The following is a 25119-nucleotide window of genomic DNA, read 5'->3' on the forward strand; positions in this document are numbered from 1 at the left end:
CCTTACGGACAGGCTTTCAAGACGACGTAGTTGCGGTATCCGTCCGCGACATTGCTGTCCGTCCACAGCGCCTGTCCCGCGGGGAAGTTGGCCGTGTGGCGCAAAGACCATTGCGGATCTCCGCCGCGCGGATCACCGTCGTTGTTGGAAACAGTCGTGCTGTAGATTTCGTACGTCCCGCCGTCGGAGACAAAGCGAATTTCTGCGGTGCTTGCGGTCGTCCATCTGATGGTCACACTGTCAGGCGGCAAGCACGGCTGGGTTGCCTCGCACTCGACCAGCAGATTCACGTCACCGCACGCACTGTTGGCCAGCGACACATGCAGATAGTAGGTTCCCGGATCAAGGGCGACACTGCCGGTCTCCGTCCAGCGCGGTCCGGTGGGATTCTGCAGCCAGTAGTTCTGGTCCTGCGAGAACACACAGGTCGTGCGCGGCAGAACACAGTCGGTGAAGATTGAGAACTGCACGTCGCTCGTCGTGTCCACAGCCGCCGCTGTAACTGTGTAGTCAGCAGCAGCCGGCACGACCAATTCAAAGAACTTCTGAGGGCCGGTGTAGCCTCGGTCTCCGGCGCAGCCGTCGCGATACGTCCGGCAAAGCGGCGACTGACAGCCATCACAGGTGTTGACGAGTGTCGGCACGTTGCACTCAATCGGCGGGGCGGTCTGACAAGCGATCGGATCGCAGTCGTCTGTGGGAGCAGGCTGCACATCGATGACAATTTGATAGGGACCGGTGTAACAGTCGCCCAATCCGCCCACACGAATACCTTGCGTCTCCGGTCCGCAGCCGATAATCCATCCGCAGCCGGCGCAGGGGCTGGTTTCTGCACAGCCGTCCGGATAGACGAAAGTATTCCCCAAGTCAAAGGCACCCGGCGAGCACTCCGGTCCGGCATTCACCCATGCGACATGCCACACATCTTCAGGCACGGTCACAAGAAAGTAGTCCGCATCGCCCGGTTCACAGATGTTACCGGCCAGTGTGTCACCGCCGGTCAGTGTGCGCACGTCGAACTGTCCGCACGAGTTATTCGGTTCGGTTTCCACGTTTGGCGCAGCACATATTTGATTGATGTCGCAGGCTTCGACCACGGTTTCGTACATTTCCAGCAGGAACGGCCCGAAAGAATTGGCCCACGCGCCGTCCAAGACGATGCAGTAAGTATGTCCGACTTCAAATTCGACGCAATATAACGCGGCATTCCAATAGAACCCGTTGTAGAATGTATAGCAGGGCCGGCTGCTGCAGTTCACAAACGGCCACGGGTTGCCGTCGCGGAAGATGTAGAGATTGGATTCGAACTGCGTGCCGCCGCAGGTAAGAATGTCTGCGAGGTGTGTGTGAGTCGGCGTGTAGGAAAAGACGATATCCGGCGCACCCGTTTCATAGCCGCAGAAGTTGTAATTGTCGGCGTAGCCGGCCGTCGATGCGGAATAGGTGTAGGGCAGGGAGAGGATATCAATCGCGTCTTCGCAGGTTTCGCCGCTGCCTCCGCCGCCTTCGCACGGCGGGTAGAAACAGCCGCCGCCTTCATAGACATTCAGCGTGTAGGTTCCGTTGCCGCCGCACTCATGGCCGTCCACCAGAATGTAGTAACGGAAGCCGACATTGACGTTCACTCCGGTGATGCAGCTGTTGCCGAATTCGTGGACGGTCGCACAGGCATGCAGGTAGCGGCCCTCGCAATCGGTCCACGACTCCCAGACTTCAACGTGCGGCTGAAACTCCGTCGAGGTCACTGAGATTCCGAGGAAGCGGTTGGCCGTCGGCACATACTCATAAACCACGTCGCGCTCGCCGCAGGCAAAGCTGTTGCAATCGGGGAAGTAATCGTCCTGATAGCTCAAGGTGTTGCGGGTGTCGCAGTACGGCAATGCAGAAATTGTGAGCGGGTCATCGCAGGTTTCACCGCTGCCGCTGCCGCCGCAATCGGTGCTCAAGCAATTGTAACCGTGAACGACATTCAGCAGGTAATCCCCGCTCTCTCCGTCTACTCCGTCCACCACGATGATATACGTGTAGCCGCTGTACAAGGTAACGCCTTCAATGCAGCTTTGGTTGCCCGAGAAGTCGTCACTGCACTCGTAGTACCAATAGCCATCGCAGCCGGAATCGGTTTCGTAGAGCGTCAACTGCGTGTTGTAGGACGAGCCGAGCAGGGAAATCGAGACAACCTGATCGAACGGAGGCGAATAGAGATAGACGACGTCCGGTGACTCAAACGTCGCCGTGCACTCTTCGAAATAGTCGTCGCTGTAGAAGCTCGTCGAACCGGTATCGCAGAAAGGGAGCGAACTAATCAAAGTGGCATCCCAGCAATCCTCGCCGCCTTGATCGAGCGGGTTGCGCGGGCGCTCCTGCCGGGTCTCTTCAGTTTGCTGCGGGACGAGTGCCTGTGCGCCGTCTTTCTGCGCTCGCAGGGGCGGTCGCAACTGTTCCGCTGTCGCCAGAGAACAGGCCGCAAGTATCATCAGAAGTGTAAGTGTCTTTCGCATGTCGTGTCCTCAGGTTATCCTATTCAACGTGTGGCAAATGAAAACCGCGCGTCCACAAGGAACGTGCGGTCCCGACTCAATTTTGCAAACCCATCCATGAATTGACTCATTAAACAATATAATATGTTAGAATGCGTGCGTCAATAGAATCAGGCGATACAAATAAACTCTCGGCAGGTCGCCTATTATCGGGTTAGTTTCTATTGCCATAGAAAACAAAGCGGCTCGACGCTTAGAGCATCGAGCCGCTGAACAGACGAGGAACGAGTGGCGTTACTTCAGCAACAGCATCTTCTGCGTAGAGCTGAAGGAACCGCTGCGCAACACGTAGAAGTAGATACCCGTCGGCAGACCGGCGGCGTCAAACTGCACAGTGTGCGAACCAGCTTCCACGCGGCCATTCACGAGCGTCGCAACGGTTGCGCCGAGGGCATTGGAAATGCTCAAGGTCACCTGCGCGGCTTCGGGCACGTCAAACTGAATGCTCGTGCTCGGGTTGAACGGATTCGGATAGTTCTGATGGAGCGCGTATTCCGTGATGAGCGCGCTGTTGTTCAGACCCGCTTCGACCGTGCGCGTACCGTGACTGCGGCGGATCCCGTTGAGGTCTTCGGTGAACAGCTCGTAGCTGTAGGTGACTCCGGCAATCACGTCGCGATCGGTCCACGAATAGTTCGTGCGCGTCTCGCTGACTCCGGCACCGGCAATCTCAGCAACCTGCGAACCGTTGCGGAAGATTTCGAAGTGGTCGTTGCCGTTTTCAGTGGCGGTTGCCCACGCGAGCTGAATCGCGCCGTTGGTCGCACCGGCCGTGAAGCTCAACATCTCGACGGCGAGCTGACGCTCGAAGAAGACGCAGAAACAACCGTCTTCTTCGGCTTCAAAGATGGCGTGCCAGTAGCCGCCCGGAGCCTGACATTCGAGGCCCGTGGAGTCATAGCTTGCCACCCATGTCAAACCGGCGGGCATCAAAGCGCCCGGGCAATGATCCAGGACGAAGACCGGCTGTCCGTCCAGCGGGCAGCACCAGTAGACTTCGATGGGCGTGCCGCAATACTCGAGACAGAACGTGGAACCGATTTCCACCCACGTTGGCGGCATCGGCGGGCAGGGCTGCGTAACTTCGCAATCCGGAGGAATGACCAGCACGCCCTGGTTGGTGGTGCCGTCCACGAAGTTCTGATTGATGTTATCCACGACTTCGTTCAGATCGCTGACGCTCTTTCCCGGAGGCAGAGCACCCAAGTTACCGCCTAAAACGGCATTCGCCATCGTGAGAATTTCGGCTACGGTGTAACCAGTGAACGGTCCGGCGCCGACTTCCAACCAGCTGAAGTCACCAAAGCCCGGAACACCAGCAAGCCCAAAACCCACACTGATTGACAGCGCGGTGACCTGGCCCGCAAACACACCTGCACTCGTGGAAGAGGGATCAGTATAGTTCTGCGTCAGGACGCCCGGCGTGCTGCCTGCCGGCAAGAAGGTGCGGACAGCGTTTGCACTGGTGAAGTGAATAGTGAAGCCGCCGCCAATCGTCAGGCCTGCCGGAAATACTGATGGAAACCAGGCGTCGCGAATACAGCCGGGATTGCCGCCATTGCAATTGTTTCCCCAGCCGCCTTGAGTCTGAGTCCGGTATTCACCGGGATCAATGGTGCAATCGCCGGGCTGTGCGCCCGCAACCGCAGCGAGCAAAAAGATTCCGCAAAAAAGTGTCAGGAGTTTCTTCATGTGTTCGTGCTCCCCAAGAGAGTTTTTTATCCAGAATTAGATGTGAATTGTCATATTTTCGTGCGCTGAGCAATATACGACACGTTCAGGCGCAAGTCAACTCTCTATGTTACTATTTCATTATAACTTAAAGGGTCAGTTCTTTTCGTAAATTGAAACAGGATTTCGGCTTAGGTTGCCAATCAGCAACCTTTCAGGTGTTCAGACTTGAGAGATGATATATCTATGCCTCTTGACTAATTCAACTGACCCAAATGGCGACGGCCCTCACAAAGAGGGCCGTCTGAGAGCGATAATGAAAGTTGGTGAAGTCTACTTGTTCGGAGCGGCTTGCTCAACAATTTCGTTGGTCATCAGGAACGCTGGATTCTCGAGTATCGCGCCTTGCACGGCAGCATCCTTGGGCTGCAGGACGGCCAATTCAACCTCGTCCTGCGATGCAAGGTCGCTGGCCACCGCAAGCACGGCCTCTGCGGTCACGGCAAAGAACATCTGTGCGGCAGGTTCATTGATGCATCCGGAGCAGTCGAAGAAGTTCGCGCCCACCGTGGCAATCAGATTGGCGGGATTCACGATGTTGTTCTGATCGATTGAACGATACACGTAATATGTGTTGGCGTTCTGAACGGCGGACCAGCGCAGCTCGGCGGAGTCGGTAGTCGGCTCGATGCGAATGGTCAAGCTTTCGGGCGCAACCACCACCGGAGGCGGGCAGGGAACACCAGTCATATTGAGCGCATAGTTTCCGCAGTTCGTGCCGAAGCCGTGTATGAGAATCTGATAGTTGGTATTCGCTTCGGCAATGAAACTCGCGGTGCTTTGCAGGGTGTAGTTTCCGCCGCAATAGTTATCGTCATTGCAGACAATCAGCGGGGCGATGTTCGGACAGGTTCCGCCGTAGATACCGAGGCCGGTGTCATAGCCCGAACCGCAGAGCGACACGGTGACGTTCTGACAGGAGGTCGAGTAGTAGTTATACACGACTTCGCGCGACGTCGAACCGACACACGGCAGATAGTTGTTCACCATACAACAGGTATTACCGAAATCGCTGAAGGGCAGCGAGGGAATTTGAAGTGCGGTGTTGCAGACATCGCCCGCGGGCGCGCCCTGCTGAGCGCCGCCGGAGAAATACACCATGAACTGTCCTTCACTCGTGCCGTAACCGCAGACAATGATGTAATAGGTGCGGTTGGCTTCGGCATTGAACAGCACGGAGCTTTTCAGGCCGTTATTGCCGCAGGCGTCATCGTTCCAGGCCACCACAGTAGAACCCGGGCAGGGCCCTCCGGTGCGCACTTCAAGTCCGGTATCATAGAGCGTCAGATTGTTATCGCAGGTGTGAACCTGAATCGTCTGGCAGACCGGCGACGTATACTGGAAGAAGACTTCCTTGGAACTGGGACCGACGATGGTCGCAAAGTCGTCGCGAGCCGGGCGTGTGTCGCCCGAATAGTTGGCCGGAAGACTGGGGACGATAATCGGTGACGAACAGTCGTCGTTGTAGACTTCCAATTCGAGCGAGGACATTCCCTGCGCGCCGTTGTAGCCGTCCATGTGGATATAGTAGGTCGCGTTGGCCGAAGCGTTGAAGACAACCGTGCTGGCCAAGGCATCGCTGCCGCAGAAATAGTCGTCGTTGCAGCCCGCGCTGAACGAACCCGGACAGGCTCCGCCGTAGCGCACTTCGAGAATCGTGTCGAAATTGATGAAGCAGGTCTTGGCACGCATGGCCTGATTGTAGGGCGACACCCAATACCAGTGCACATCCTGCCCGTCATTGGGTTGACAAGTGGGATTCACGTCGTCGTTGCCGCAGTAGTTCGCGCCGTAGGTGAAATACGGGACTTCGGTGATTTGATAGCCCGGACACTGCGCGTTGCCCTGCGCACCCGCTGCAACGCCGGTGACGTTCAGCACGAAGTTGCCCCACGCCGTGGCGTAGCCTTCGAGCACGATGACGTATTGCACGCCGCCCTGCGCGTTGAACGTGACCTGGCTTTGCGTGCCGCAGAAGTCGTCGTTACAGCCGGCGGTCGTAAACCACTGATTGCAGTTGCCCTGAAAGACAAACAGCTCGGTGTCGAAATTTGAACCGCACGTCGAAACCGTGACCTGATGGTCGCAAGGCAGTGTCAAGGTGTAGATGACTTCCGGCGAGTTGTTTGGGTAGTTGCAGGCGACTGTGTTGAAGTTGTTCGAAGCGAACAGCGTGCTTCCCGAAGCGGAAAACGGCAACGTGGTGATGTGCGTGAAGCCGGGTTGACCGCAGGAATCATTGGGCGGACCTTGCGGCTGCCAATAGCCGGCGAAGTTTGCGCCGCTGTTGTTGGGATCAAGCCAATCGCGCAGGCGGCCGCTCTGAGTTCCGTCACCTTCCCATGCGACAGAGAGCTTGCCGTATTTGGCGATATTGTTGGTGTTGGGATCGCAATCCCAATTTCCGCCGTGCAGCGGACCGACCACGAAGCCGCCGGAGTTAATCATCGGCGAGCCGGACGACCCCGGTTCCATTTGTCCATTGTCGAGAATCGTCTGCCAATGGGTGTTCGGCCCCTGACCGTTCCAATCGGTGCTGGTCGCTGGGTGATAGTCTTCATGCGCCTTCTTCACGTCGGCGCGCGGGTGATGAATTCCATAGGAGCTTGAGGCCGCAATGTCTGGACGATACCAGCCCATGTAGGCGGGAATATACGGGGTGTTAGGCCGTGGTCGCGATAACCGCAGCAGAGCATGGTCCGTCGGCGCGTGCGACATCAGCAGCGTCGCATTGCTAATGACGAACGACGTGTTTCCGTCTGTGTTCGGTGAGCAGTTGGGGCTTTCGTAGTTGAAGAAGAAGAGCCAGTTATTCTGGTTACCGTTCAGGCAGTGGTTGGCAGTCAGAAAGAGCGGATCGCCGTTCTGCAATGTGTTGTTCAGCATCGTTCCTGAACAACTTCCGCCCATCGGATCGATGATCATGGCGACGGCGCGCTTTTCTTCCTGCATATAGGCGAAGCAGTTGACGTTGATGTGGCAGGCCATCGCGTCTCCGAAGTTATCCAGCGCATCACGGTCGCGGGCTTCGCGGTCGTAGAAGTGGCGGTAGCCATGCAGCACACGCATGACGGACAGTTCGCCGATGTCCTGCTGGTCGGCGGGAACGAAATACTCAAGCGTGACGGCTTCACCGGAAGTTATCGGCGTAACGTTGGTACCATCCCAATTGTCAATGTAGGTATAGGGGCCGAAGACCATCGAGCGGTCGTCGTTATACAAGTACAATTCGCAGGGTTTGACGATGCGCCACTGGTCGTAGATCAGCCAGAGGTCTGTGGCATTAGGCGACACGATACGCAGCCGCCAGATGCGCGAGCCGTCGGGCAGGATTTCCCACGTGCCTGAATTATTCAGGTTGAAACTGACTTCCTGCGGGCGGGCGACCTGTGCGGGCGGGACAAGCTCCTGCTCAAGGGCGAGTTCGTAGTTAACTTCATCTTCCAGCAGGAAGCTGCGATTGTCCAGCGCGGGCAGCGTCACTGTGGCAGGCGCGGACACGGCGAACTGCGAGCTGGGCGGTAGCGGCGCCGAAACGGATTGGAATTGGGCCAAGGCGGCCGAGTTGCAGCACCATAGAAGCACAAGCACACATAGCAACACATTCGTTCTGTACATATCTGCTCCCTCTTTCCAAGTGGACGAACAAACGCGTCGCCTGCAAAGAAACGACGCGCCAACAGTGAGAACAACCGAAACATCATCATATTAGGATATTAAATTCCACAACACAAGCGTTGAACAACCCGAATAAAAATAACAGGCCAGAAAGCCTCCTCATTAACCTCTTGAAATTCATACTTTGGAGTCCCACCTCATGATCCTGCAATCCCGATCCCACCCCATCTCCCTCTTAAGCAGTCCAGAGCCTGCTGCACAACTCGACGAAATTAACGGACTGATTAATCCACCATTGGTTCCGTTATCAGCCGAAGATATTCACGTGCGCCGCTGCCGCTTAGCAGGAGATGCGATCGACAGCCACTTCGGCTGCTTTCGCACAGGCGATTTAGCGCGTCTGCTTGCGCTCACACACGGCGCACCGGCTTTAATTGGCCATAACCGTTACTCGACGGCAGTCGCACGGTTTTTTGGCGGCACGCTTGAATCTCATTTGAATCACCGCTACATCGTGCCGAATTTTTATTGGCCGAAAGCGCACAGCGGAGCCGAAGATTTCCGTGTGCTGTTGGACTGCGGGATTATCACGGAAGCATCGATAGCATTCACGTTTGAAAAACCTGCCTGTTCGGTCTGTGGCCACGACATTCGCGACTGCGAACACGACCCGGGCGTGCAATACGGCAAGCGGCTTTGCCATTACTGGTATGACGGAGTGGACCGCGTGCTGGAAGGGAGCTTTGTCTATCGCGGGAGCGAACCGGGAACGGGGATACTGGCGGAGATGAAGAACGTCAGGCGCGGCGTGAAGCAGAAGCGGATGACGATGCGATTTCGCGGGAGGGTGTATGAAGTGATGGTATCGTGAATAAAGGGCCGGTCTGTTGACCGGCCCGCTGCAATAGGAAGTCAGTTATGCCTATTCAACGCACTCGCAGTGATCCACAAACAGGTAACGGAAGAACCGCGACACATCCCCAAGCACGAGATACTCCTGGCAGACGCTTTCGGCTGGACAGGTTGTGTGAAGCGTGCACAGGTTGTGAAACGGTGCTTTAAAGCAGCGTTCGCTATTGGGCAGATCGCAGCCGACCCCTCCTGCACCTTGACAAACACAGTTTTCTCCAGATTGCACGCAAGCTGAGGCTGCACACTCTGGCGAGGGATCAAAGGGCGGGGAAGGAGGCGGACAGTCGGGAACTCGGCCATTGCCATAGTCTTTGTTCTTGGGTTCGCACCTCCAGCCCTTGCGGTCTTTGCAGCCGGAGCCACCGGCGACTCCCGCAAGGACACAATAGGAAGGATTAAGCGGCTGGTGCGCAATCAAAGGCGCAAGCGAGGCATATGTGCCAAGTGTGGAGACGCGGGCAAAGTCAATAATGTGCGGGACACCTCCGATATTCATCTTCATCCCGTCGAGCGACAAGACATTGCGCGATCCGTCAGCGAACAAGTCGAGACGGTCATCCCAGCGCACCGTCACAGAGGAGAAGTCAGGCGCGATGGCACCTGTGAACTCTCCGACAAAATAGGCGATCTGCAGGAAACTGTCCGGCGACGCGGTCATCATGATACTATCCACGCGAATTGGATATTGTCCGAGCGTATCATCAGGTGGATAGAGCAGCGATCCCACGTAGTCTTGAATGTGATTATGCCGGTTAAGCGGTGCATTTGCAATGACACGAAAGAAGCCCACGTCGCCGGTGGTATCAAACGGCAAGGTAACGGAGTTGGAAGTAGTAAAAGCAATGCTTTGCCAGACGCCGTTTAAGTCAGGGGTATGCTCGAGAGTGTAAGACTCAGCGAGGGGACCTGGATCCCAACGGAAGATGAGGCTGTCCGGCTCTGCGGGAGGGGGCGATTGTGCCGCCTTGCGCGACTGGATGGTGAGATTACCGAAGCCAAAACCGATTGGCGGGTGTTCAATCAGTTGATACACTTCCAAGTCCAGGACCCACGGGCCCACCGTGGACGAGCCGGAGTCACTGCCAACCGCGATGAAATACTCCCCCGGGTCCAGAACTATTGAGGAGAAGAGTCGGGGATCATCGCCAATGTGTCCGGAAGAGGCCGCTTGCAGGAAGAATGCCTGACTGTTGCGAACCACTTGCAGACCTACCGCGGAGTTGAGGCCGCCTTGATAGGCACATGTCCCAGGATCGTCGTTGGAGCGAACAACCGCCGTAATCCGCGAAGGAAAAGCAAGATGAAAGGAGAAGACGTCCAGTTCATTCGGGTCTTCGATTGTGCCCCGAATACATGCCACATTGCCTACTAATGGCAAGGGATTCGCAGAGAAATGCGCGTTGTTCGGTTCTGTTTCCTGATTAGGGCACACGCAGGGAATGCAGGGATTTGCTGCGCAGTTCAGAGTCGCGCTCCACGCGCCGCCTAACTGCGTGCAGTTGAATTCTGTGATGTCTGCGCAGTCAATGCCGAGCTCCCCGTAACAACAACGACCAAGCGCAGCGCAGGGGCTGTTTGGCATGCCGGGTGTACAGAAGCGAAAACGGCCTGTTGGCGAGAAGGGAAAGGTGGATTCGTGCCAAGCGGAAGGGTTGCTGGTCCACGGCTGAAACTGATCGCACTTTTCAAGAGAGTTGCCGAGGTTCGCACCCGACAAGTCAGGGAAGTTATCTGTCAGAGACCCGTCTATAAGCAGGGAAGCAGGGAGATTTCCGTCATACAGCGCGAGGTTGTCCCCATTATTGTTGAGCGTCCAAGCAGCATCAATTTCCGCGCAGATGATGCTTGGAATGCCTGGCGTAGCAGTTTTGCTTATGACGAGATAGCCGTGCGCGCTGATAATTGTGCCGGGGGGTATCTGGATGGCTCCTTCCGTAGACGGCGGCGGCCAGACGTTACCGTCGGTTAAAACCCAATTGCCAATGGGAATCGGAAAGGGCGTCGTATTGAAGAGTTCCACCCATTCGATGTCTGTAGTGGCCGTATCATCGTACATGATCTCGTTGATCAGAACGGACCCGGGCTGTGCCATAGCAACCATAACAGTTTGGCATAGTGCGAATGCCAGGCAAATATTGGTTCCCTTTTTCATTTGCCAGCCTTATCTGTGTTATACAGAAATCATCGACTTTGCTGCAAGATTCTTGGCCTTTGCAAAGAATCTATCCGAATGCTCAAGGATTGTCAATGAATTTCCATGGCGACAGAAAAAATTGGGATAGCAGTGACCTCTGTAACTGGTTGATATTGCGATGTGACCACGGCGATACAAGACGAACTAAACGAAAAGAGAGGCGTGACCGATAAAAAGACAAGTCTGTCTACAATACGAAATGCGGCCGAGGGTCACTTCTTCCATCCGAACCTTTTGAAATCGACTTTGTCGTTTTTCGAGAATTCGACGCCTTCCTGTTCGAGGAGTTTGCGCTGAATTTTTGCGGCGAGCGGATTACTGCGAATCGAGATGTAACCCTGTGCATTGATGACTCGATGCCAGGGGACACTCTCGACGTCGTCTTCGCTGAGCGCGTGCAGGGCATAGCCGACCATGCGGGCGTGGCGCTCGAGTCCGGCAATCCGCGCAATTTGTCCGTAGCTTGCGACTTTGCCGCGCGGCACGCGCTTGACAACGGCATAGATACGTTTGTAGAGCGACTCAGACGTCATAGTTCAGAAGTTTGTAAATCATCAGCGCGCGGACGGTGAGTTCGCGGTCCTGAGCATTTTCTTCGAGCGGATAATACCACGAAAGGTAAGCAGGTGCTTCTTCGAGCGTGAAGTGCCACAGGCCGTCGGCGTCCTGCGCGACTTCCAGTTCATCATAAAGCCACTGCAGATGAGAGACATTACCGACGACTCCGGCGCGCGCGCCGAGTTCGAGGTCGTGCAGCATGCGCACAGGTTCGGCAAGATAAGTTTGCTTGTCGGGAATCAACAGCCGCGACGCATCGGGCAGGAGAACTTCCGGCTGCAGTTCGACTTCGTTCAAGAGCGCGGACAGCAAGTCGCGTTTGGCCAACTGCTGTTCAGCGGGTGGCTGCCACCAGACCATCGCGGAATAGGCGGGGATTGTGGGCGGAGCGGCACTGTGGTCGGCCAGCCAGCGCTGCCACTCGTTCTTGATAATTTCGAGATAGCTTTCGAGCAGCAGATGTGTGCCGCGCGTGGCACGTGCGAGCAGATGGAGACAAACATCGCGCACGAGCGGACGCTGCTGCGGGGAAAGCTCCCACGTGACATCTTCCTGAGCGAGCGTGGGCAGCACGACGAAGTCAAGCACACGTTCAACGGCAGGATGGTCTTCCGCGCCGGCTTCACACAGCCAGAGCACGGCGGCGGCGGTGGAGCCGAGCTTATTTCCAAAGGAGCCGTTTTCGAGCTGTTGCACGGCGAGTTGCTGAACACGCGGATGTTTGAGAACCGCAACTTTGGCGTTCGCGGTTTCGATCCACGATTCATCGCGGCCCAGCACGTCGCGCAGAATACGGAAACGCAGAATGGGGCCGCTCTGTTTGTAGAGTTCCTGAAACGAAGGTGGCAGGTCGGGAATCACGGAGATAATGAATTTGAAGTAGAGACTGCGAATGAGCGACAGCGCGCGCGGCACAAACGGCAAGACACGAATTAATATGCAAACTGCGGGTCGAAAAAGCAAACGGCATGTTTTAGCAGAAGACAAGTCAACTTCGCGGAGCGGTTCAGCGCGGCGTGTTTCTTGCAGCGGCGGCATGACTGCATCTAACACGAAACGGAGTAGCATGGAAACCGGGCAAAGGCAACCCTACAAGGTCTGCACAAAGTGCGCATACGAATGGAACACACTGGAAGACCTGGTGGCCGACTTGAGCTTGCGGGTTGACGGCTATCAGGTGTGCTTTGAGCGGGCCGAGGACGGTCTGTTCATGCTCACGCACGAGTGTCCGAACTGTCAGACGACACTGTCTATTCCGGCGGCGGAATTCGCACATTGGAAAACCGGACCGGATTATTATGCGCTGAAGCTGTTGACCGACGAGTGTGCGGGTCATTGTCTGAATCCGACGAACCTGGAGCCGTGCAGCGCGCAATGTTTTGTGCGATGGGTGCGGGACGTTTTGCAGTTTCTCAAGACACATCAGGTCCCGCAGCACGTAGAGAAATCCGAAAACACGGCCGTGCAATCTTAGCGGCCATATCAGGACTGTATGACAGCAAACAGCCGCCTGAGTGGGCGGCTGTTTACGTGAGCGAAGAGAGTGAAGCTTAGACGCCAGCTTGCGAGCGCGGGACGATACGGACGGACTTCATCACGACTTTGGACGTCGGCGTGGAACCTTGAACTGGAGTTTCAGCAATCTTGTTGATGATGTCCATACCCTTGATGGTCTTGCCGAAAACGGTATACTGGTTGTCCAGATGCGGAGTGGCCACGTGGCAGATAAAGAACTGTGAGCCTGCGCTGTTGGGGTCGGGCGTGCGGGCCATCGAGAGCGTGCCGGGTTCGTGCTTGCGGTCATTGAATTCCGCGTTGACCGTCCAGCCCGGGCCACCTGTTCCGGTGCCGGTGGGGTCGCCGCCCTGAATCATGAAGTTCTTAATGACACGATGGAAGATGGTGCCGTCGTAGAACTTATTGTTCGCGAGGTATTTGAAGTTTCGCACATGATTAGGTGCTTTGTCAGGATAAAACTCGACGACGATGGTTCCCTTGATGGCACCACCCTCCTGCTCAATTTCCACAACGGCGACGCTATCTCCGTCCACCGGATAATCGGCAGGCCACTTTTCGAGTTTGGGTGTATTATTAGACACTGGTTTCGCTTGCTCCTGTTCGTTCTTGACTTCGGTCTTTTTCTCTTCCTGCTTGGCGGCGGCTTTGTCGTCCGCCTTTTCCGCCTTGCCGCATCCGGCCAAGACGAGGCCTGCGCAGGTCAGCAGAATCCAAAAAGCTTTCATGGGCACTCCTTTGGGGGTTATCTTGAAAAATGAGTTTTGGTATTACGCGCGCGATAGACCTTCACGTCACGCTTTCGATTACAGCGTCAGCAGAGGTCCGAAGGTTCTTTGCGCCGTGAGATGCACGGCAATTTCGGGATTGTCGAGCGCCGTGCGTGCGCTGTCACGGGCGAGGTCGGGATGATTGTTTTCCTCGGACAGGTGAGCGAGCACGACGTGCTTCAGAGAATTATTCCGGCAATCACAGAGCACATCGGCGGTCTGGCGGTTGGACAGATGTCCGGTGCTGGATGCGATGCGCTGTTTCAGAACTTCAGGATACGAGCCGGTGCGGAGCAGTTCTTCGTCGTGATTGCTTTCGATAACGGCGACCGTAGACTCGCAGAAGGCTTCGTGCAGCTTGGGCGAAACTTCGCCGAGGTCGGTCGCGACGGTCACCATCTCCTGTCCGCAGTGAATCTGGTAAGCGACGGGTTCGGCAGCGTCATGCGAGATATCGAGCGCGCGGACGGTGAACGGGCCGACGTCGACGGCGACGCCGTTCATCGGGAAGGCTTTTTGTTTGCGCATGAAGCCCGGGGAGATTGCGGCAAGCGTTCCGGCCGTCGCGTACACGGGAATCGAAACTTTCTTCAGCAGACCGTCCAATCCGCGTGTGTGGTCGCTATGCTCGTGCGTGAGAAAGACCGCGTTGATGTTCTGCGGGTATTCTCCGGCGTGCTGCAGCGCGGCGAGCAAGCCGCGAATGCCGAGACCGGCATCGACGAGAATCCGTGTGCCGTTGTCACGCAGGAGCAGGGCGTTGGCTTTGGAGCCGGAAGCGAGGACGATGACTTGCAAATCTAAGATAGGTTACTTTTGCACGACTATCGTGTCGGCGAGGATGTCGTGCAGACCTTGTTTCTTTTGAGTGAAAGCGGCCATCAGGAATCCGATACCCAGAATAACCGCCGAAAGATACTTCCCAAAGTAGCGGCCCGTAGCGCGGGCGAAGCTGATGCGGCGCAGCTGTTCATCGGTGACGACGATGCCGATAATCATTTTGCCGACGGTGGCTTGACGATATGAACTCTCCAGCAGGGTGAAATAGAGCCAAGGGACAATCAGGCCGAGCGCATTGCTGAAGGTGAAATCAAAGGGGTCGATATCCCACGAGAACGGCACGCTGACGATGGCGAGCAGAATGCTGTCAATGGCAACGGCGATGACGCGCCGCCAGAAGCCGGCATACTGCACAGGCATGACGTTGAGGGATCCGGACGCAGTTGCCTGAGTTTGCGGAGTAATAATCTCTCTGCCGCAGCTGGTGCAGAATTTGGCGCCGTCAGGATTCTCTCTCGAGCAGTTCGGACAGAACATGTAGGACTCCTTCTGGAGTTTAGCGGCTTCCCCGCTTGGCAAGAGGCACACCCTTGCTGCAGAGGGGACAGTCGGCGGGTTCCCAGGAATCGAGCGTAAGTCTGACGACCGCGCAGGGAGACGGAGACAGCGTGGTTTCGCCGCGCTGGATGAGCGCCGCAATGCCGACGACGATACCTTCTTCGCGTTCGACAGCTTCCTTGACTTCACCTATGGAGAGTCCGGTGGTGAGCACGTCTTCGCAGAGCAGAACGCGTTGCCCGGGGACAATTTTGAATCCGCGCCGCCACTCCATTTTTCCGTCAACGCGCTCGGGGAAAGCCAGCGGCACACCGAGCGCTTTGGCGACTTCGTGTGCGACGAGCACGCCACCGGTCAAGGGTCCGACAACGAGATTGGGTGTGGCGATGCGGAATTGCTCGACCATCGCACGGGCAAACTGCTCAGTCAGTTCCGGTCGTTCAAGCAGGCGGAATTTTTCGATATAGACGTCGCTGTGACGGCCGCTGGAGAGCAGAAAATGTCCTTCGAGAAAGGCCCCGCAGTTGCGCAACAGTTGTAAAGCGATGTCTTTGTTCATATCGAATATTCGTTGGATCGGCCTCTGACGACTAAGGTGCCGGCGAGCAGATCGTGAAGCGCCTGTTTGTTTTGGGTGAAGCCTGCCATAATGTAGCCAATCATCAGAAGCATGCCTGAAAGAATTTTGCCGAAGTGACGTCCGGTCGCGCGGGCGAAAGAGATTTGCTCTCCCTGCAGGTCGGTCACGCGCAGACTCAAGGCAAGTTTACCGAGCGTGGCCTGTTGCGACGAGCTTTCCATGAGAGCATAATACAGCCACTGCGCCACGACGAGGATGATGGTGATAATCACCCAGCCGCCGACAAGTCCGGCCAGGACGGCGGGGTCGGGGTCATCGAGATCCGGCATGGCGGCGAGACCTCCGACACTGAATACCAGCCCGATGAGAAAGAGCACGACGCTGACCATTGAGATGACGAGCTGGTCAATCATGTGGGCAACAAAGCGCAGCCAGAAGCCCGCAAACCTGCGCGTACCGACGGTGGCCGCAGAGGGCGAGGTTGCGGGTGTGGAGGGTTTCAGGGGGACGCCGCACTGACTGCAAAATAGAGCGTCGTCGTCATTGGGTTGACCGCATTTCCAACAGAACATTTTCTTGCCTCCGTAGAAAGGTGGCGAAATTACTTTTTGTGGCTAAGCGGCGCTGGCGGCGGCTCGCAGTTTGTCAACTTCCTTGACTGCGGCCTCGATACAATCGTCGCCGCGCGACGCATAGAGCACTGAGCGGGAGACGTTAAGCAGGGCGGCGCCGTTGTGCTCGCGGACTTTGTTTAGAACCTCAAGGCTTCCTCCCTGCGCGCCGCTTCCCGGGAGAAGCAGGGGAAGTTCGGGAGCGATTTTCAGCACACTGTCCAGCGCGTCGGGTTTGGTGGTGCCGACGACCAGCCCCATATTACCGTTCTGATTCGCGGCTTTGACCTGCTGCGCAATTTCCTGATAGAGGGTGCGTTCACCGATGCTCAGTCCTTGAATTAGAGACGCGCTCGCGTTGGAAGTTGCGCAGAGCACGAACACGCCTTTGGCCTTGTGCCTCCAGAAGGGTTCGAGGGCTGCCATCCCGAGATAGGGCTGGACGGTAACCGCGTCCGCTCCAAGCACGTCGAAGAGCGCCCGCGCGTAGGCTTCATTGGTGTGTTCAATATCGCCGCGCTTGGCATCAATGAGGAAAAGGACTTCTTGCGGGCAGGCGATGCGGAGGCGTTCAAGGGCCAGCCAACCGCCGGAGCCGTAGGCTTCAAAGAAGGCGGTGTTGGGCTTGAAGGCCGCAACTTTCTCCCACAGCGCAATGATAATCTCTTCGAGGAACTTCTGGGCGGCCTCCGCTCCATAGCCGAATTTAGCCGGAATTTGAGCCGGGTCGGGGTCAAGCCCCACACAGAGCGGGGAACCGGCACGGTCAATCGAGGCTTTAAGGCGAGAGAGGAAGGGAGACACTTGCGGGGTTCGGTTTTATGGAATATCCATAAAATATACTGATTTCTTGCCTGAAGTGCAACCCTGATGACCTGCAAGTAATTGGCAGGTGTTGAATTTACGCAGGGTGTTTACTACCTTGCAAGGTGTGTCCGGCTACAGAATCGATAGCCGACAAGCACAATTTAGACAAGATGGGGAGATCGAGTGATTACTGACTACTTCGGTGAAACATGGTTGCTGTATCTGGAAATGGCGCCCTACCTGCTACTGGGGTTTACGCTGGCGGGGGTGCTGCACGCATTCGTGCCGCGGAAATCGGTGGGCAAACATCTCGGCGGCGAGAATCTGATATCGTCGTTCAAGGCGGCGGTGCTGGGTGTGCCGATGCCGCTCTGTTCATGCGGAGTGATTCCGACGGGCGTAGGACTGCGGAAGCGCGGCGCCTCACGGGCGGCAACGGTCTCGTTTCTGATTTCCACGCCGCAGACGGGGGTGGATTCGATACTGGTGACGTATGGATTTTTCGGGTGGGCTTTGGCGATTTTTCGACCGCTGGCGGCTTTTATCAGCGGCGTGCTGGGCGGGCTGGCTGTGATGCTGGTGAAACCCGGAGCACGGGAAGAAGAGTGGATGAAGCATCATCTGCACAGCGATGATGCGCTGGCCGAAGCGGAAGCGCAGAAGAGCACGAGCGAGAAGCTGCGCGATTCCTATCACTTCGCGTTTAAGGAACTACTGGGAGATATCGCTTTCTGGCTGATTATCGGGATTCTGGTTGCGGGAGCGATTTCGCTGGCGGTACCGGACGATTTTTTTGCCGGAAGTTTGGGAAACGGTATCAGCGCGATGCTGATTATGATGCTGTTCGGACTGCCGCTGTATGTGTGCTCGACGGCCAGCGTGCCGATTGCTGCGGTGCTGATGACTAAAGGAATTTCGGCGGGAGCGGCCTTCGTGTTCTTAATGGTGGGTCCGGCAACAAACGCGGCAACGATGCTGGTGATAGCGCGGGCATTAGGTTCAAAGGTGCTGGGTGTGTATCTGGCGGCCATTGCGGGATTCGCGCTGTTGTTTGGGCTGGGACTCGACTTTTTGCTGGCGAACACGCCGCTGACGGTGACGCTGCCGCATCATCTGCACGAGCACGGGACGGCGTGGTGGCAGCTCGGTTCAGGACTGCTGCTCGGATACTTCCTGTTAAGACATTTCTATTATAAACTCAGAAGGCGGTGGGGAGCCGCACCGGTGACTATGAGCGACAAATTACATTTGCAGATTGAAGGCATGAACTGCTCGCATTGCGTGAAGAACGTGAAGGACTCGCTGGAGAAAGTGGCGGGTGTGACGAGCGCGGAAGTAAATCTCGATGCGGGAACCGCGACGGTGGACGGCGACAAACTGGATCGCGCTCAATTGGCGGCGGCGGTGGAGAGTGCGGGCTACAAGGTGAAGGGATAGAGAAACCGCTTGGCAAACATGCTGCTCCTCTATCTGTCGTCGTCACTATACATGGTGGGGTTAATCTGGTTTGTGCAGATTGTCCACTATCCGTTGTTCGAGGCGGTGAAGGATGGAAGTGGAGAGTATTACCGGATGCACGCGGCAAAGACGGGGCTGGTCGTGGCACTGCCGATGCTGGTGCAGATGGGGTGTGCAATTTTTTTCGCACTCAAGCCCGGAGCGGGAAATGCGTGGATGATGCGGGGCTTGCTGGTGGTGCTGGCGGCGGTCTGGCTGACGACGTTTCTGCTCTCCGTTCCGCAACATACCATTCTGGCGAACGGCTACGACGCACACGCGGTGCGCAGACTGGTGAACACGAATTGGATACGGACGGTATTATGGAGTGCGCACGCGGCGGGGCTGCTGTGGATTTGGGCGGAGTGCATGAAGGATAAGCTATGATCAGGCTTTTTATCGTCGGTTTATTTCTGTTTACGGTCAGCCTCTGGGCACAACCGTATGCCATCGGACATCGCGACATTTCCTTCGTGGATTCGGCACGCGGCGCGCGGAATATCCCGACAGATGTTTACTATCCCGCGACCACCGCAGGCGACAACACTCCGGTGGCGACGGCTCCTGCAGGCGGATTTCCTGTCATTAGTTTTGGTCACGGATTTTTGCTGCCGGTCAGTGCCTATCAGTATTTGTGGCAGGCTCTTGTTCCGGAGGGCTACATTGTAGCCTTGCCACGCACGGAGGGGAACTTCTCACCGCAGCATTTGCAGCTTGGATACGACTTGGCGTTCCTGATCCGCAGACTTCAGCAGGAGGGAATGACACCGGCCTCGCCGTTTTTTGGAGCCATCGGGAGCACGTCGTGCGTGATGGGACACTCCATGGGAGGAGGGGCGAGTTTTCTGGCGGCGCAATCCGCCTCAGAGATAACGGCGCTGGCGAATCTGGCTGCGGCGGAGACCTCTCCCTCGGCGATAGATGCGGCGGAGACCTCTCCCTCGGCGATAGATGCGGCGGAGGAGATTACCATTCCTGCGCTCGTGTTTGCGGCTTCTGACGATTGCGTGACACCGCCTGCTGCACATCAGATACCCATGTATTCCGCGCTGGCGAGCGACTGCAAGACCTACGTGAACATCACGGGCGGGAGTCACTGCAAGTTCGGGGAGAATAACTTCACCTGCAATTTAGGGGAGTTGACGTGCACGGGCAGCATTTCGCGTGCGACGCAGCATCAGTTGGTGCTGTTTTATCTGCTTCCATTTTTGAATTACTATCTCAAGGGCAGCGCGACGGAGAATTGTCTGTTTCAGGAGCGGCTGGCAGCCGGCAACGGCATTACCTACACGCGTGCGTGCGCATTGCCCGCGCCGCAGAATCTGTCTATCAGCACCAATGGAACGATGGTGACTTTGCGCTGGATGCCGGTGGCAGGCGCCTGCGGCTATGAGTTGCTGCGCGGCACGGAGGCAGGGTTCAATTACGACGTTAGTTTGCGCATCTATGAAGGAGTGGCGACAAGCTATACAGAAACACCGCCAGTTGAGCAGGCGGTGTATCAGGTGTGGGCGAAGTAGAAGACGCGGGCATCAGAGGTTCGAGAAACTCCGTTCCACTTTCGGACTCAGCCACGTGGTCAATTCATAGGGGAGCGCTTCGATGAGGGGCGAGAGTTCGTGAAGATAGATGGTTTCCCTGTCTTGTCTGCCCCAGTAGACGGTTTCCTCGCCGACAGAAGGTTTGTCACCTGAGATGAAGGCGTAGGAGCGGTCACGGGCCATGATACCAATCAGGGGAACTCTGCGGCCGTTATAGAGGACATGAGCATGGCCGACCATCGTGCGGGGATAGCCTGTGCTGAAACCTAAATCTATTTCCGCACCCCAGCCGTCAAAGGGGGCCTGCCAGAAATGCGGCGAAGGGAATCCATGGCCGCGTTTCAGCTTGCGCACAGCGATGATTCTTCCGGAAAGCGTCATGACCGGTTCGAGCGGAAGCAGATCGGCGACGGTGGGCGAGGGAGGCTGGCCGTAGAGTGCGATACCTGTACGGACGAGGTCGCCCGGCACTTCGGGTAAGGCGAGCGCGGCGGCGGAATTTGCGAGATGTGTCACCGCCGGATTCAGTCCGGCGGTTTTTGCGTTTTGAATAATCTCGGAGAAGACGTTGATTTGCTGCAAACCACGTTCGCGATCCTGCGGCCCGGCATAGGCGAGATGTGAATAGATAGCGTCAAGCTTCAGGTGTTTCAGTTTGGCGAGTTTCGCAAGCGTGTCTTTGTGCCGCGAGTGATGAATTCCGACGCGGCCCAAACCCGTGTCGAATTTCAAGTGAGTGGAAATCGCGCAGCCGCTGGATTTTGAGAGCGACTCGAGATATTCTACTTTATACCAAGAGGTCGCGGCGAAGGACAACTCGTAGTCTGTGAAATAGCGAGCGGGTTTCCCGACCCAATCGGTCATGACGAGAATCGGTTTAGTAATGCCTGCCTTGCGCAGCTTCACGCCGTCGGCAGGCGAACTGACTCCGAAGCCCCATGCACCGGCTTGATTCAGCACGCGGGCGCATTCGAGCAAACCGTGACCGTAGGCGTCCCACTTCACCACAGCGAGCACACCTTTGGGGGCGACACGCGCGGCCAGAGCCGAAAAGTTGCCGCTCAGAGCGGATAAGTTAATGCGAGCGAGGGGCACGAGGAAGCAGTCGGGAGTGTTTCGTCATGAGTCGGGAGGCAATGGGCATTTGAAAAAAAGGCGACCCGCAGAGGTCGCCTTTGTAGTGTCGTGAAACTTCCTCAGTAGTTGCCGGGAATGGCAAGTCCGTCAAGCTTGGCCAGTTCGGTCTGGGCGTTGATGTGCGCGGAGGTGCCGGTAAACATCGGATTAACGATGAAGCCTTCGAGCAGCTTACGGCGCTCGTTCTTGTCTTTGAAAGTCTGGATGCGGTCGAATTCTGCCCGGGCGAGTTCATTGCGCGCCGTTTGTCCGGCGGCGGTCTGCGGATAGTCGCGCGCGGCTTCGGTCACGCGGCCGGCATCATAGAGCATTTGAGCGGCCCGTTCGCGGGCGCGCATGGCGGCGGGAGTGTCCGCATAGTTGTTGAGAATGTCGTCAATCTTGTCCTCTTCAAGCAGTTGCTCGGCCATGCGGACACGAGCCTCGTGAAACATCGGCGTGTCCTGAAACTCGGCGATGACGCGCTGCAGATTGCCTTCCTTCATGAGTCGTGCGGCGAGAGCTTCCTTGGCTTTGATCGCAGCCGGTTCGTTCGGATAGCGTTCCAGAACTTCTTCATATTGTCCGTCTTTGTAGAGCGACTCGGCGCGGTCGGCGGGTGAAGCGCAGCCGAGCGACCAGAGCAGCACGAAAGAGACGGAGAGAATGGTAAGGCAGCGAATCATGTGAAACGCCTTCCGATGCTATTTCTTCTTATTCCGCGCTTCGCTAAGCATTGTTGCGGCTTCTTTATAGGCCGCAGTCTGATTATAGGAGCGGGCGATCTCCTCGAGCTTGTCAATCCGTTTCTGACCGGAAAGTTTTTTGGCTTCATTGAGGAGCGCAACCGCACGGGTTTCTTTGACCTCTTTGGCGCGCGCGGCATTGGGATAGGTCGTAATCAGGGAATCAAACAGGCCCTGATTGTAGAGCTCATCGGCAAGGATGCGCTCGGCATCGGCGGCCAAGGGCGAGTGCGGGTATTGTCGGATGACTTCCCGATACTGTTTGTCATCGAACAGCGTTTTCGCCTTGGCCTGCAGGGCAAGATAAGCCGCACGGGTTTTGGGGTATTTCTCGATGACTTCGTCGTGCTTGCCGGCCTCAAGGAGGTCTTCGGCCATCAGCGCTTCGGCCCTACGGGCGAATTGGGTGTCTGGGAATTTCTGAATGACCTCTTGATACTTGCGGTCTGCAAGGAGTTTCTGCGCGGAGGCTGCTTCGCTTTGGCATCCTGCGAGGATCCCGAGCAAGAGGGCAGCGGTCAGCATGGGGAGCACAATTTTCCGAAAATTCATCGTTCTGGCGCGGTTTTGTTGGAGCTTTGTCTTTTGAACTCAGGAAGTTAAGGATTCCCTTAGCGATTGTCAAGCAGATTTGGTCATTGTAGTGCGAAGATTAAGCCATAACAAGAGGTTGCGAGTCTGCAACGCGGGGAGGCGCGGCACGACACCTGCTCAGAGAGTGCAATTAGGCTCTTCAAATTGTTGACAGTTCCTCGATTGGGTGCTATATTACTTGTTATATCAAAGATTTACCCTACTCCACCTCCACCAACCTTTTCAGGAAGAAACGGATGAAAACCTTGCACCGGATGAATAAGCCCGTCCTCGGCTCCGTGTTGTTGGCCGCACTGGTAATGACGGCAGTCTACTCCATGCTCGCCTATGGCCAGCCGATCAGTGAACGGGAAGTGACGATGAGTGAGAAGATTGGCGCCATAGTAGTATTATATCGGGCATTCGACAGCCTAATCTACTTTTTGCAGGGGTTACTGCTGTTTATCGGCCTCGGGATCACGATTTACTATTACATGAAGTTCAAGCGCGGCGGGTTCCAGACGGATCTGAAAAAGCGCGTGCACGAGATGGCCGAAGAGGTGCCGCTGCAGACGGCCATTGACTTTGAGATCGAGAGTTTGCAGAACAAGTATATTTTTCTGGACTTGATGATCGCCGCCGCGCCGATGTCGGGACTGCTGGGCACGGTAGTAGGTCTGGTTCACGTATTCAGCGAGCAGACGTTCGTGCAGCAGATATCAATGCAGACGATCGCCGGCGGCATGTACGTGGCGATGGTGACGACCGTTTGCGGGCTGATCGTCGCACTGATCGGCGTAATCGGTCGGCACATGCTGAACAGCGTGCTGGCACAGATGCGCGAGTCGCTGGCGGGAGGCAAGTGAGATGCGCAAAAAAGATCCGTTTGCCGAGGCGACCACGTCGCTCATTGATATTGCGTTTATCGTCATTTTGTTCCTGATCATCACGACGGTAATCGCGCCGGAGGACGTGGTTCCGCTGAAGCTGCCGAACAATTTTGACGACGGTTCGCCGTATTTACAGATTGAGAAGGAACTGATTATCCATGTGAAGCGTTCGGGCGTGGTGGAGGTATCGGGCGAGTTGCTGGCGGATTCGCTGGAAGCGGATTCGACGCTGTTTCGTTTGACGGACGCATTCATCGAGCGTTACATCGCGGCCCAGCCGGACGGGAAGGTAATCTTGCGCGCGGACAGCGGAGCGGTATGGGATCGTCCGGTGCAGATCATGCAGGCGTGCGGGAAGCACGGAGTGCCATTGTCGATCGCGCTGGAACCCGCGCAACTCGCGGAGGACGTTCTGCCGTGACGGAGCGCCAAGTTCACATAGGCATACGTGCGCTGGCGTTCGTGCTGACGAGCGTGGTTCTGTTGAATCTGCCGGGTGTGCCGCTGCGCGCGTTGGCGGAACGGTTCGACTGGCTGATGTATATCGATCTCGAAGAGATCCTAATCATGCGCGAACCGCCGAAGCCGAAACCGATTCCGATCCCGATCTCGCAGGCGAAGATTGCACCTCGGGCGACGCCTTCGCCGGTGGTTGCGCCGACGGAAGTGACTTCGAAACCGTCGCAGATCGTGGTGGAAGAGCCGTCGCTCGAGAAGCCTGTCTTTGGAATGGTGCACGAGCTGTTCGACACGCCGCCGGAAGATCGTCCGCAGACAAAGCTGTCGCCGAACGCTTCGCCGCTGCCGGACATAATCACGCAACGCGCCGATGCGGGAGAGTCACGTCCGCAAGCCGCGATGCCCGCACCGATTGAACAGAGCGGAAGGGTCTATAAGGGCGCGGGTGCGCCGAATCTCGAACCGGCAATCACGCCCGGCTATACCGGACCGAGTCTGGATTTACCGCAGGCGACGCAGCCGACGGTGGGCTTGTCGCGCGGGGACGAACTGGCTGTTTCGAAAACTCCAGGGATTGCGCGCGGGGAGATGGATTATCAATCGTCGGTAGGCAAGCAGGCGGGACCGGGGAACAGCGAATCGATATCGTTGGGAACGGACCTGATCGGCGAGAGTGAACTTTCGGGATTGCTGGACTGGCTAAGAGCGAATCCCGGGTCATTCTCTCCGGTGTTGATGGCCTACATGGAAACGGGGGGAGGCGATCTGAAAGGAGTCACAAGCTACGGCGGCTGGGACATCTTCATTCAGTTTTCACCGGACGACGGGCAGTTGAAGATATTTCTGTCGCGCGGTGATCAGGGAATTTTGCTGGCGGATTCCGACTTCAAGCGGCGGTCGCAGATGTTCGGCTTGGGCAGCGTCTCACGGACCGGTCGGGATGTGACTTCGATCACGGCACAGCGCGAGCGTCCCACAGTTCAGAATACGACTGAGTTTTACTCAGTGTTTCAGGGGTGGATGCAGAGCAAGGGGATTCAGTTGGCTGGAAGGTGATCCTTCTCCAATTGGGGCAGTACCGCGAAGATCGAGTCATCGCACGATGAGTTCTTGCGCCAGCACT

23 protein-coding genes are annotated in these 25119 nt (G+C 56.6%); 8 read left to right on the plus strand and 15 right to left on the minus strand.

Annotated features, from left to right (window positions below; genetic code table 11):
- Window positions 1–2: 2 nt before the first annotated feature.
- The 3 genes from KJZ99_06480 to KJZ99_06490 all read right to left on the minus strand — a co-directional run bounded on the left by KJZ99_06480 (window position 3) and on the right by KJZ99_06490 (window position 7889).
- Complete coding sequence (locus tag KJZ99_06480) at window positions 3–2501, minus strand: hypothetical protein (GenBank protein ID MCL4305541.1); 2499 nt, start codon at window positions 2499–2501, stop codon at window positions 3–5.
- A gap of 273 nt (window positions 2502–2774) precedes the next feature.
- Complete coding sequence (locus KJZ99_06485; protein MCL4305542.1) at window positions 2775–4232, minus strand: T9SS type A sorting domain-containing protein; 1458 nt, start codon at window positions 4230–4232, stop codon at window positions 2775–2777.
- 312 nt (window positions 4233–4544) lie between these two features.
- Window positions 4545–7889 (minus strand): hypothetical protein, encoded by a 3345-nt coding sequence (locus KJZ99_06490; GenBank protein ID MCL4305543.1) that lies wholly within the window; start codon window positions 7887–7889, stop codon window positions 4545–4547.
- Window positions 7890–8088: 199 nt separating this feature from the next.
- Here KJZ99_06490 and KJZ99_06495 point away from each other — a divergent pair, with 199 nt between their 5' ends.
- Entirely contained in the window at window positions 8089–8760 is a 672-nt protein-coding gene (locus KJZ99_06495; GenBank protein ID MCL4305544.1) for a hypothetical protein, read from the plus strand.
- Window positions 8761–8811: 51 nt separating this feature from the next.
- On the opposite strand, the gene KJZ99_06500 is transcribed toward KJZ99_06495, so the two are convergent.
- The 3 genes from KJZ99_06500 to KJZ99_06510 form a co-directional block, all read right to left on the minus strand.
- Complete coding sequence (locus KJZ99_06500) at window positions 8812–10902, minus strand: lamin tail domain-containing protein (GenBank protein ID MCL4305545.1); 2091 nt, start codon at window positions 10900–10902, stop codon at window positions 8812–8814.
- A 305-nt stretch (window positions 10903–11207) separates the two neighbouring features.
- Window positions 11208–11528, minus strand: coding sequence for an MGMT family protein (locus KJZ99_06505; protein ID MCL4305546.1), 321 nt, complete (start codon window positions 11526–11528; stop codon window positions 11208–11210).
- Window positions 11518–12591: a hypothetical protein gene (locus tag KJZ99_06510; protein ID MCL4305547.1), complete on the minus strand. Its 1074-nt coding sequence runs from the start codon at window positions 12589–12591 to the stop codon at window positions 11518–11520. The genes KJZ99_06505 and KJZ99_06510 overlap by 11 nt, the downstream gene beginning before the upstream one ends.
- A 28-nt stretch (window positions 12592–12619) precedes the next feature.
- On the opposite strand from KJZ99_06510, the gene KJZ99_06515 reads away from it, so the two are divergent.
- Window positions 12620–13027 (plus strand): hypothetical protein, encoded by a 408-nt coding sequence (locus KJZ99_06515; GenBank protein ID MCL4305548.1) that lies wholly within the window; start codon window positions 12620–12622, stop codon window positions 13025–13027.
- Between the two features lie 76 nt (window positions 13028–13103).
- On the opposite strand, the gene KJZ99_06520 is transcribed toward KJZ99_06515, so the two are convergent.
- From KJZ99_06520 to pyrF, 6 genes are all read right to left on the minus strand, one after another.
- Complete coding sequence (locus KJZ99_06520; protein ID MCL4305549.1) at window positions 13104–13796, minus strand: peptidylprolyl isomerase; 693 nt, start codon at window positions 13794–13796, stop codon at window positions 13104–13106.
- A gap of 78 nt (window positions 13797–13874) precedes the next feature.
- Entirely contained in the window at window positions 13875–14636 is a 762-nt protein-coding gene (locus tag KJZ99_06525) for an MBL fold metallo-hydrolase (protein MCL4305550.1), read from the minus strand.
- 12 nt (window positions 14637–14648) lie between these two features.
- Window positions 14649–15155: an RDD family protein gene (locus KJZ99_06530; GenBank protein MCL4305551.1), complete on the minus strand. Its 507-nt coding sequence runs from the start codon at window positions 15153–15155 to the stop codon at window positions 14649–14651.
- 19 nt (window positions 15156–15174) lie between these two features.
- Window positions 15175–15735 (minus strand): orotate phosphoribosyltransferase, encoded by a 561-nt coding sequence (gene pyrE, locus KJZ99_06535; GenBank protein ID MCL4305552.1) that lies wholly within the window; start codon window positions 15733–15735, stop codon window positions 15175–15177.
- On the minus strand, window positions 15732–16328 hold the full coding sequence (locus tag KJZ99_06540) for an RDD family protein (GenBank protein ID MCL4305553.1): 597 nt from the start codon (window positions 16326–16328) through the stop codon (window positions 15732–15734). Before KJZ99_06540 ends, pyrE begins: the two co-directional genes overlap by 4 nt.
- A 42-nt stretch (window positions 16329–16370) precedes the next feature.
- A complete protein-coding gene (gene pyrF, locus KJZ99_06545) occupies window positions 16371–17171 on the minus strand; it encodes an orotidine-5'-phosphate decarboxylase (GenBank protein ID MCL4305554.1) in 801 nt (266 codons plus the stop codon).
- A 186-nt stretch (window positions 17172–17357) separates the two neighbouring features.
- On the opposite strand from pyrF, the gene KJZ99_06550 reads away from it, so the two are divergent.
- Genes KJZ99_06550 through KJZ99_06560 form a run of 3 tightly spaced genes read left to right on the plus strand, consistent with a single transcriptional unit; the run spans window position 17358 to window position 20191 of the window.
- A complete protein-coding gene (locus KJZ99_06550; GenBank protein MCL4305555.1) occupies window positions 17358–18611 on the plus strand; it encodes an SO_0444 family Cu/Zn efflux transporter in 1254 nt (417 codons plus the stop codon).
- A gap of 9 nt (window positions 18612–18620) precedes the next feature.
- On the plus strand, window positions 18621–19058 hold the full coding sequence (locus tag KJZ99_06555; protein MCL4305556.1) for a hypothetical protein: 438 nt from the start codon (window positions 18621–18623) through the stop codon (window positions 19056–19058).
- Window positions 19055–20191: a hypothetical protein gene (locus KJZ99_06560; protein ID MCL4305557.1), complete on the plus strand. Its 1137-nt coding sequence runs from the start codon at window positions 19055–19057 to the stop codon at window positions 20189–20191. Before KJZ99_06555 ends, KJZ99_06560 begins: the two co-directional genes overlap by 4 nt.
- Window positions 20192–20203: 12 nt before the next feature.
- Here the strand turns inward: KJZ99_06560 and alr are convergent, their stop codons facing one another.
- From alr to KJZ99_06575, 3 genes are all read right to left on the minus strand, one after another.
- Window positions 20204–21307: an alanine racemase gene (alr, locus tag KJZ99_06565; protein ID MCL4305558.1), complete on the minus strand. Its 1104-nt coding sequence runs from the start codon at window positions 21305–21307 to the stop codon at window positions 20204–20206.
- A 101-nt stretch (window positions 21308–21408) separates the two neighbouring features.
- Complete coding sequence (locus KJZ99_06570) at window positions 21409–22014, minus strand: hypothetical protein (GenBank protein ID MCL4305559.1); 606 nt, start codon at window positions 22012–22014, stop codon at window positions 21409–21411.
- A gap of 18 nt (window positions 22015–22032) precedes the next feature.
- A complete protein-coding gene (locus KJZ99_06575; GenBank protein MCL4305560.1) occupies window positions 22033–22599 on the minus strand; it encodes a hypothetical protein in 567 nt (188 codons plus the stop codon).
- 305 nt (window positions 22600–22904) lie between these two features.
- Here KJZ99_06575 and KJZ99_06580 point away from each other — a divergent pair, with 305 nt between their 5' ends.
- From KJZ99_06580 to KJZ99_06590, 3 genes are read left to right on the plus strand one after another with little or no spacing between them, the layout of a single operon-like run.
- The gene (locus KJZ99_06580; GenBank protein ID MCL4305561.1) at window positions 22905–23513 is read left to right on the plus strand and encodes a MotA/TolQ/ExbB proton channel family protein; all 609 of its coding nucleotides are present in this window, start codon (window positions 22905–22907) and stop codon (window positions 23511–23513) included.
- A gap of 1 nt (window position 23514) precedes the next feature.
- Window positions 23515–23958: a biopolymer transporter ExbD gene (locus KJZ99_06585; protein MCL4305562.1), complete on the plus strand. Its 444-nt coding sequence runs from the start codon at window positions 23515–23517 to the stop codon at window positions 23956–23958.
- Window positions 23856–25052, plus strand: a complete 1197-nt coding sequence (locus KJZ99_06590; protein MCL4305563.1) for a hypothetical protein — start codon at window positions 23856–23858, stop codon at window positions 25050–25052. Before KJZ99_06585 ends, KJZ99_06590 begins: the two co-directional genes overlap by 103 nt.
- Window positions 25053–25119: the final 67 nt, after the last annotated feature.

It is taken from the genome of bacterium, assembly GCA_023382385.1.
GTDB lineage: Bacteria > Electryoneota > RPQS01 > RPQS01 > RPQS01 > JABWCQ01.

Bases quoted from the DNA above. Each gene is read 5' to 3' on its own strand.
- KJZ99_06480 (MCL4305541.1), bottom strand. From the start codon at position 2,501: ATGCGAAAGACACTTACACTTCTGATGATACTTGCGGCCTGTTCTCTG.
- KJZ99_06485 (MCL4305542.1), bottom strand. From the start codon at position 4,232: ATGAAGAAACTCCTGACACTTTTTTGCGGAATCTTTTTGCTCGCTGCG.
- KJZ99_06490 (MCL4305543.1), bottom strand. From the start codon at position 7,889: ATGTACAGAACGAATGTGTTGCTATGTGTGCTTGTGCTTCTATGGTGC.
- KJZ99_06495 (MCL4305544.1), top strand. From the start codon at position 8,089: ATGATCCTGCAATCCCGATCCCACCCCATCTCCCTCTTAAGCAGTCCA.
- KJZ99_06500 (MCL4305545.1), bottom strand. From the start codon at position 10,902: ATGGTTGCTATGGCACAGCCCGGGTCCGTTCTGATCAACGAGATCATG.
- KJZ99_06505 (MCL4305546.1), bottom strand. From the start codon at position 11,528: ATGACGTCTGAGTCGCTCTACAAACGTATCTATGCCGTTGTCAAGCGC.
- KJZ99_06510 (MCL4305547.1), bottom strand. From the start codon at position 12,591: ATGCCGCCGCTGCAAGAAACACGCCGCGCTGAACCGCTCCGCGAAGTT.
- KJZ99_06515 (MCL4305548.1), top strand. From the start codon at position 12,620: ATGGAAACCGGGCAAAGGCAACCCTACAAGGTCTGCACAAAGTGCGCA.
- KJZ99_06520 (MCL4305549.1), bottom strand. From the start codon at position 13,796: ATGAAAGCTTTTTGGATTCTGCTGACCTGCGCAGGCCTCGTCTTGGCC.
- KJZ99_06530 (MCL4305551.1), bottom strand. From the start codon at position 15,155: ATGTTCTGTCCGAACTGCTCGAGAGAGAATCCTGACGGCGCCAAATTC.
- pyrE (MCL4305552.1), bottom strand. From the start codon at position 15,735: ATGAACAAAGACATCGCTTTACAACTGTTGCGCAACTGCGGGGCCTTT.
- KJZ99_06540 (MCL4305553.1), bottom strand. From the start codon at position 16,328: ATGTTCTGTTGGAAATGCGGTCAACCCAATGACGACGACGCTCTATTT.
- KJZ99_06560 (MCL4305557.1), top strand. From the start codon at position 19,055: ATGATCAGGCTTTTTATCGTCGGTTTATTTCTGTTTACGGTCAGCCTC.
- KJZ99_06570 (MCL4305559.1), bottom strand. From the start codon at position 22,014: ATGATTCGCTGCCTTACCATTCTCTCCGTCTCTTTCGTGCTGCTCTGG.
- KJZ99_06575 (MCL4305560.1), bottom strand. From the start codon at position 22,599: ATGCTGACCGCTGCCCTCTTGCTCGGGATCCTCGCAGGATGCCAAAGC.
- KJZ99_06580 (MCL4305561.1), top strand. From the start codon at position 22,905: ATGAAAACCTTGCACCGGATGAATAAGCCCGTCCTCGGCTCCGTGTTG.
- KJZ99_06585 (MCL4305562.1), top strand. From the start codon at position 23,515: ATGCGCAAAAAAGATCCGTTTGCCGAGGCGACCACGTCGCTCATTGAT.
- KJZ99_06590 (MCL4305563.1), top strand. From the start codon at position 23,856: ATGGGATCGTCCGGTGCAGATCATGCAGGCGTGCGGGAAGCACGGAGT.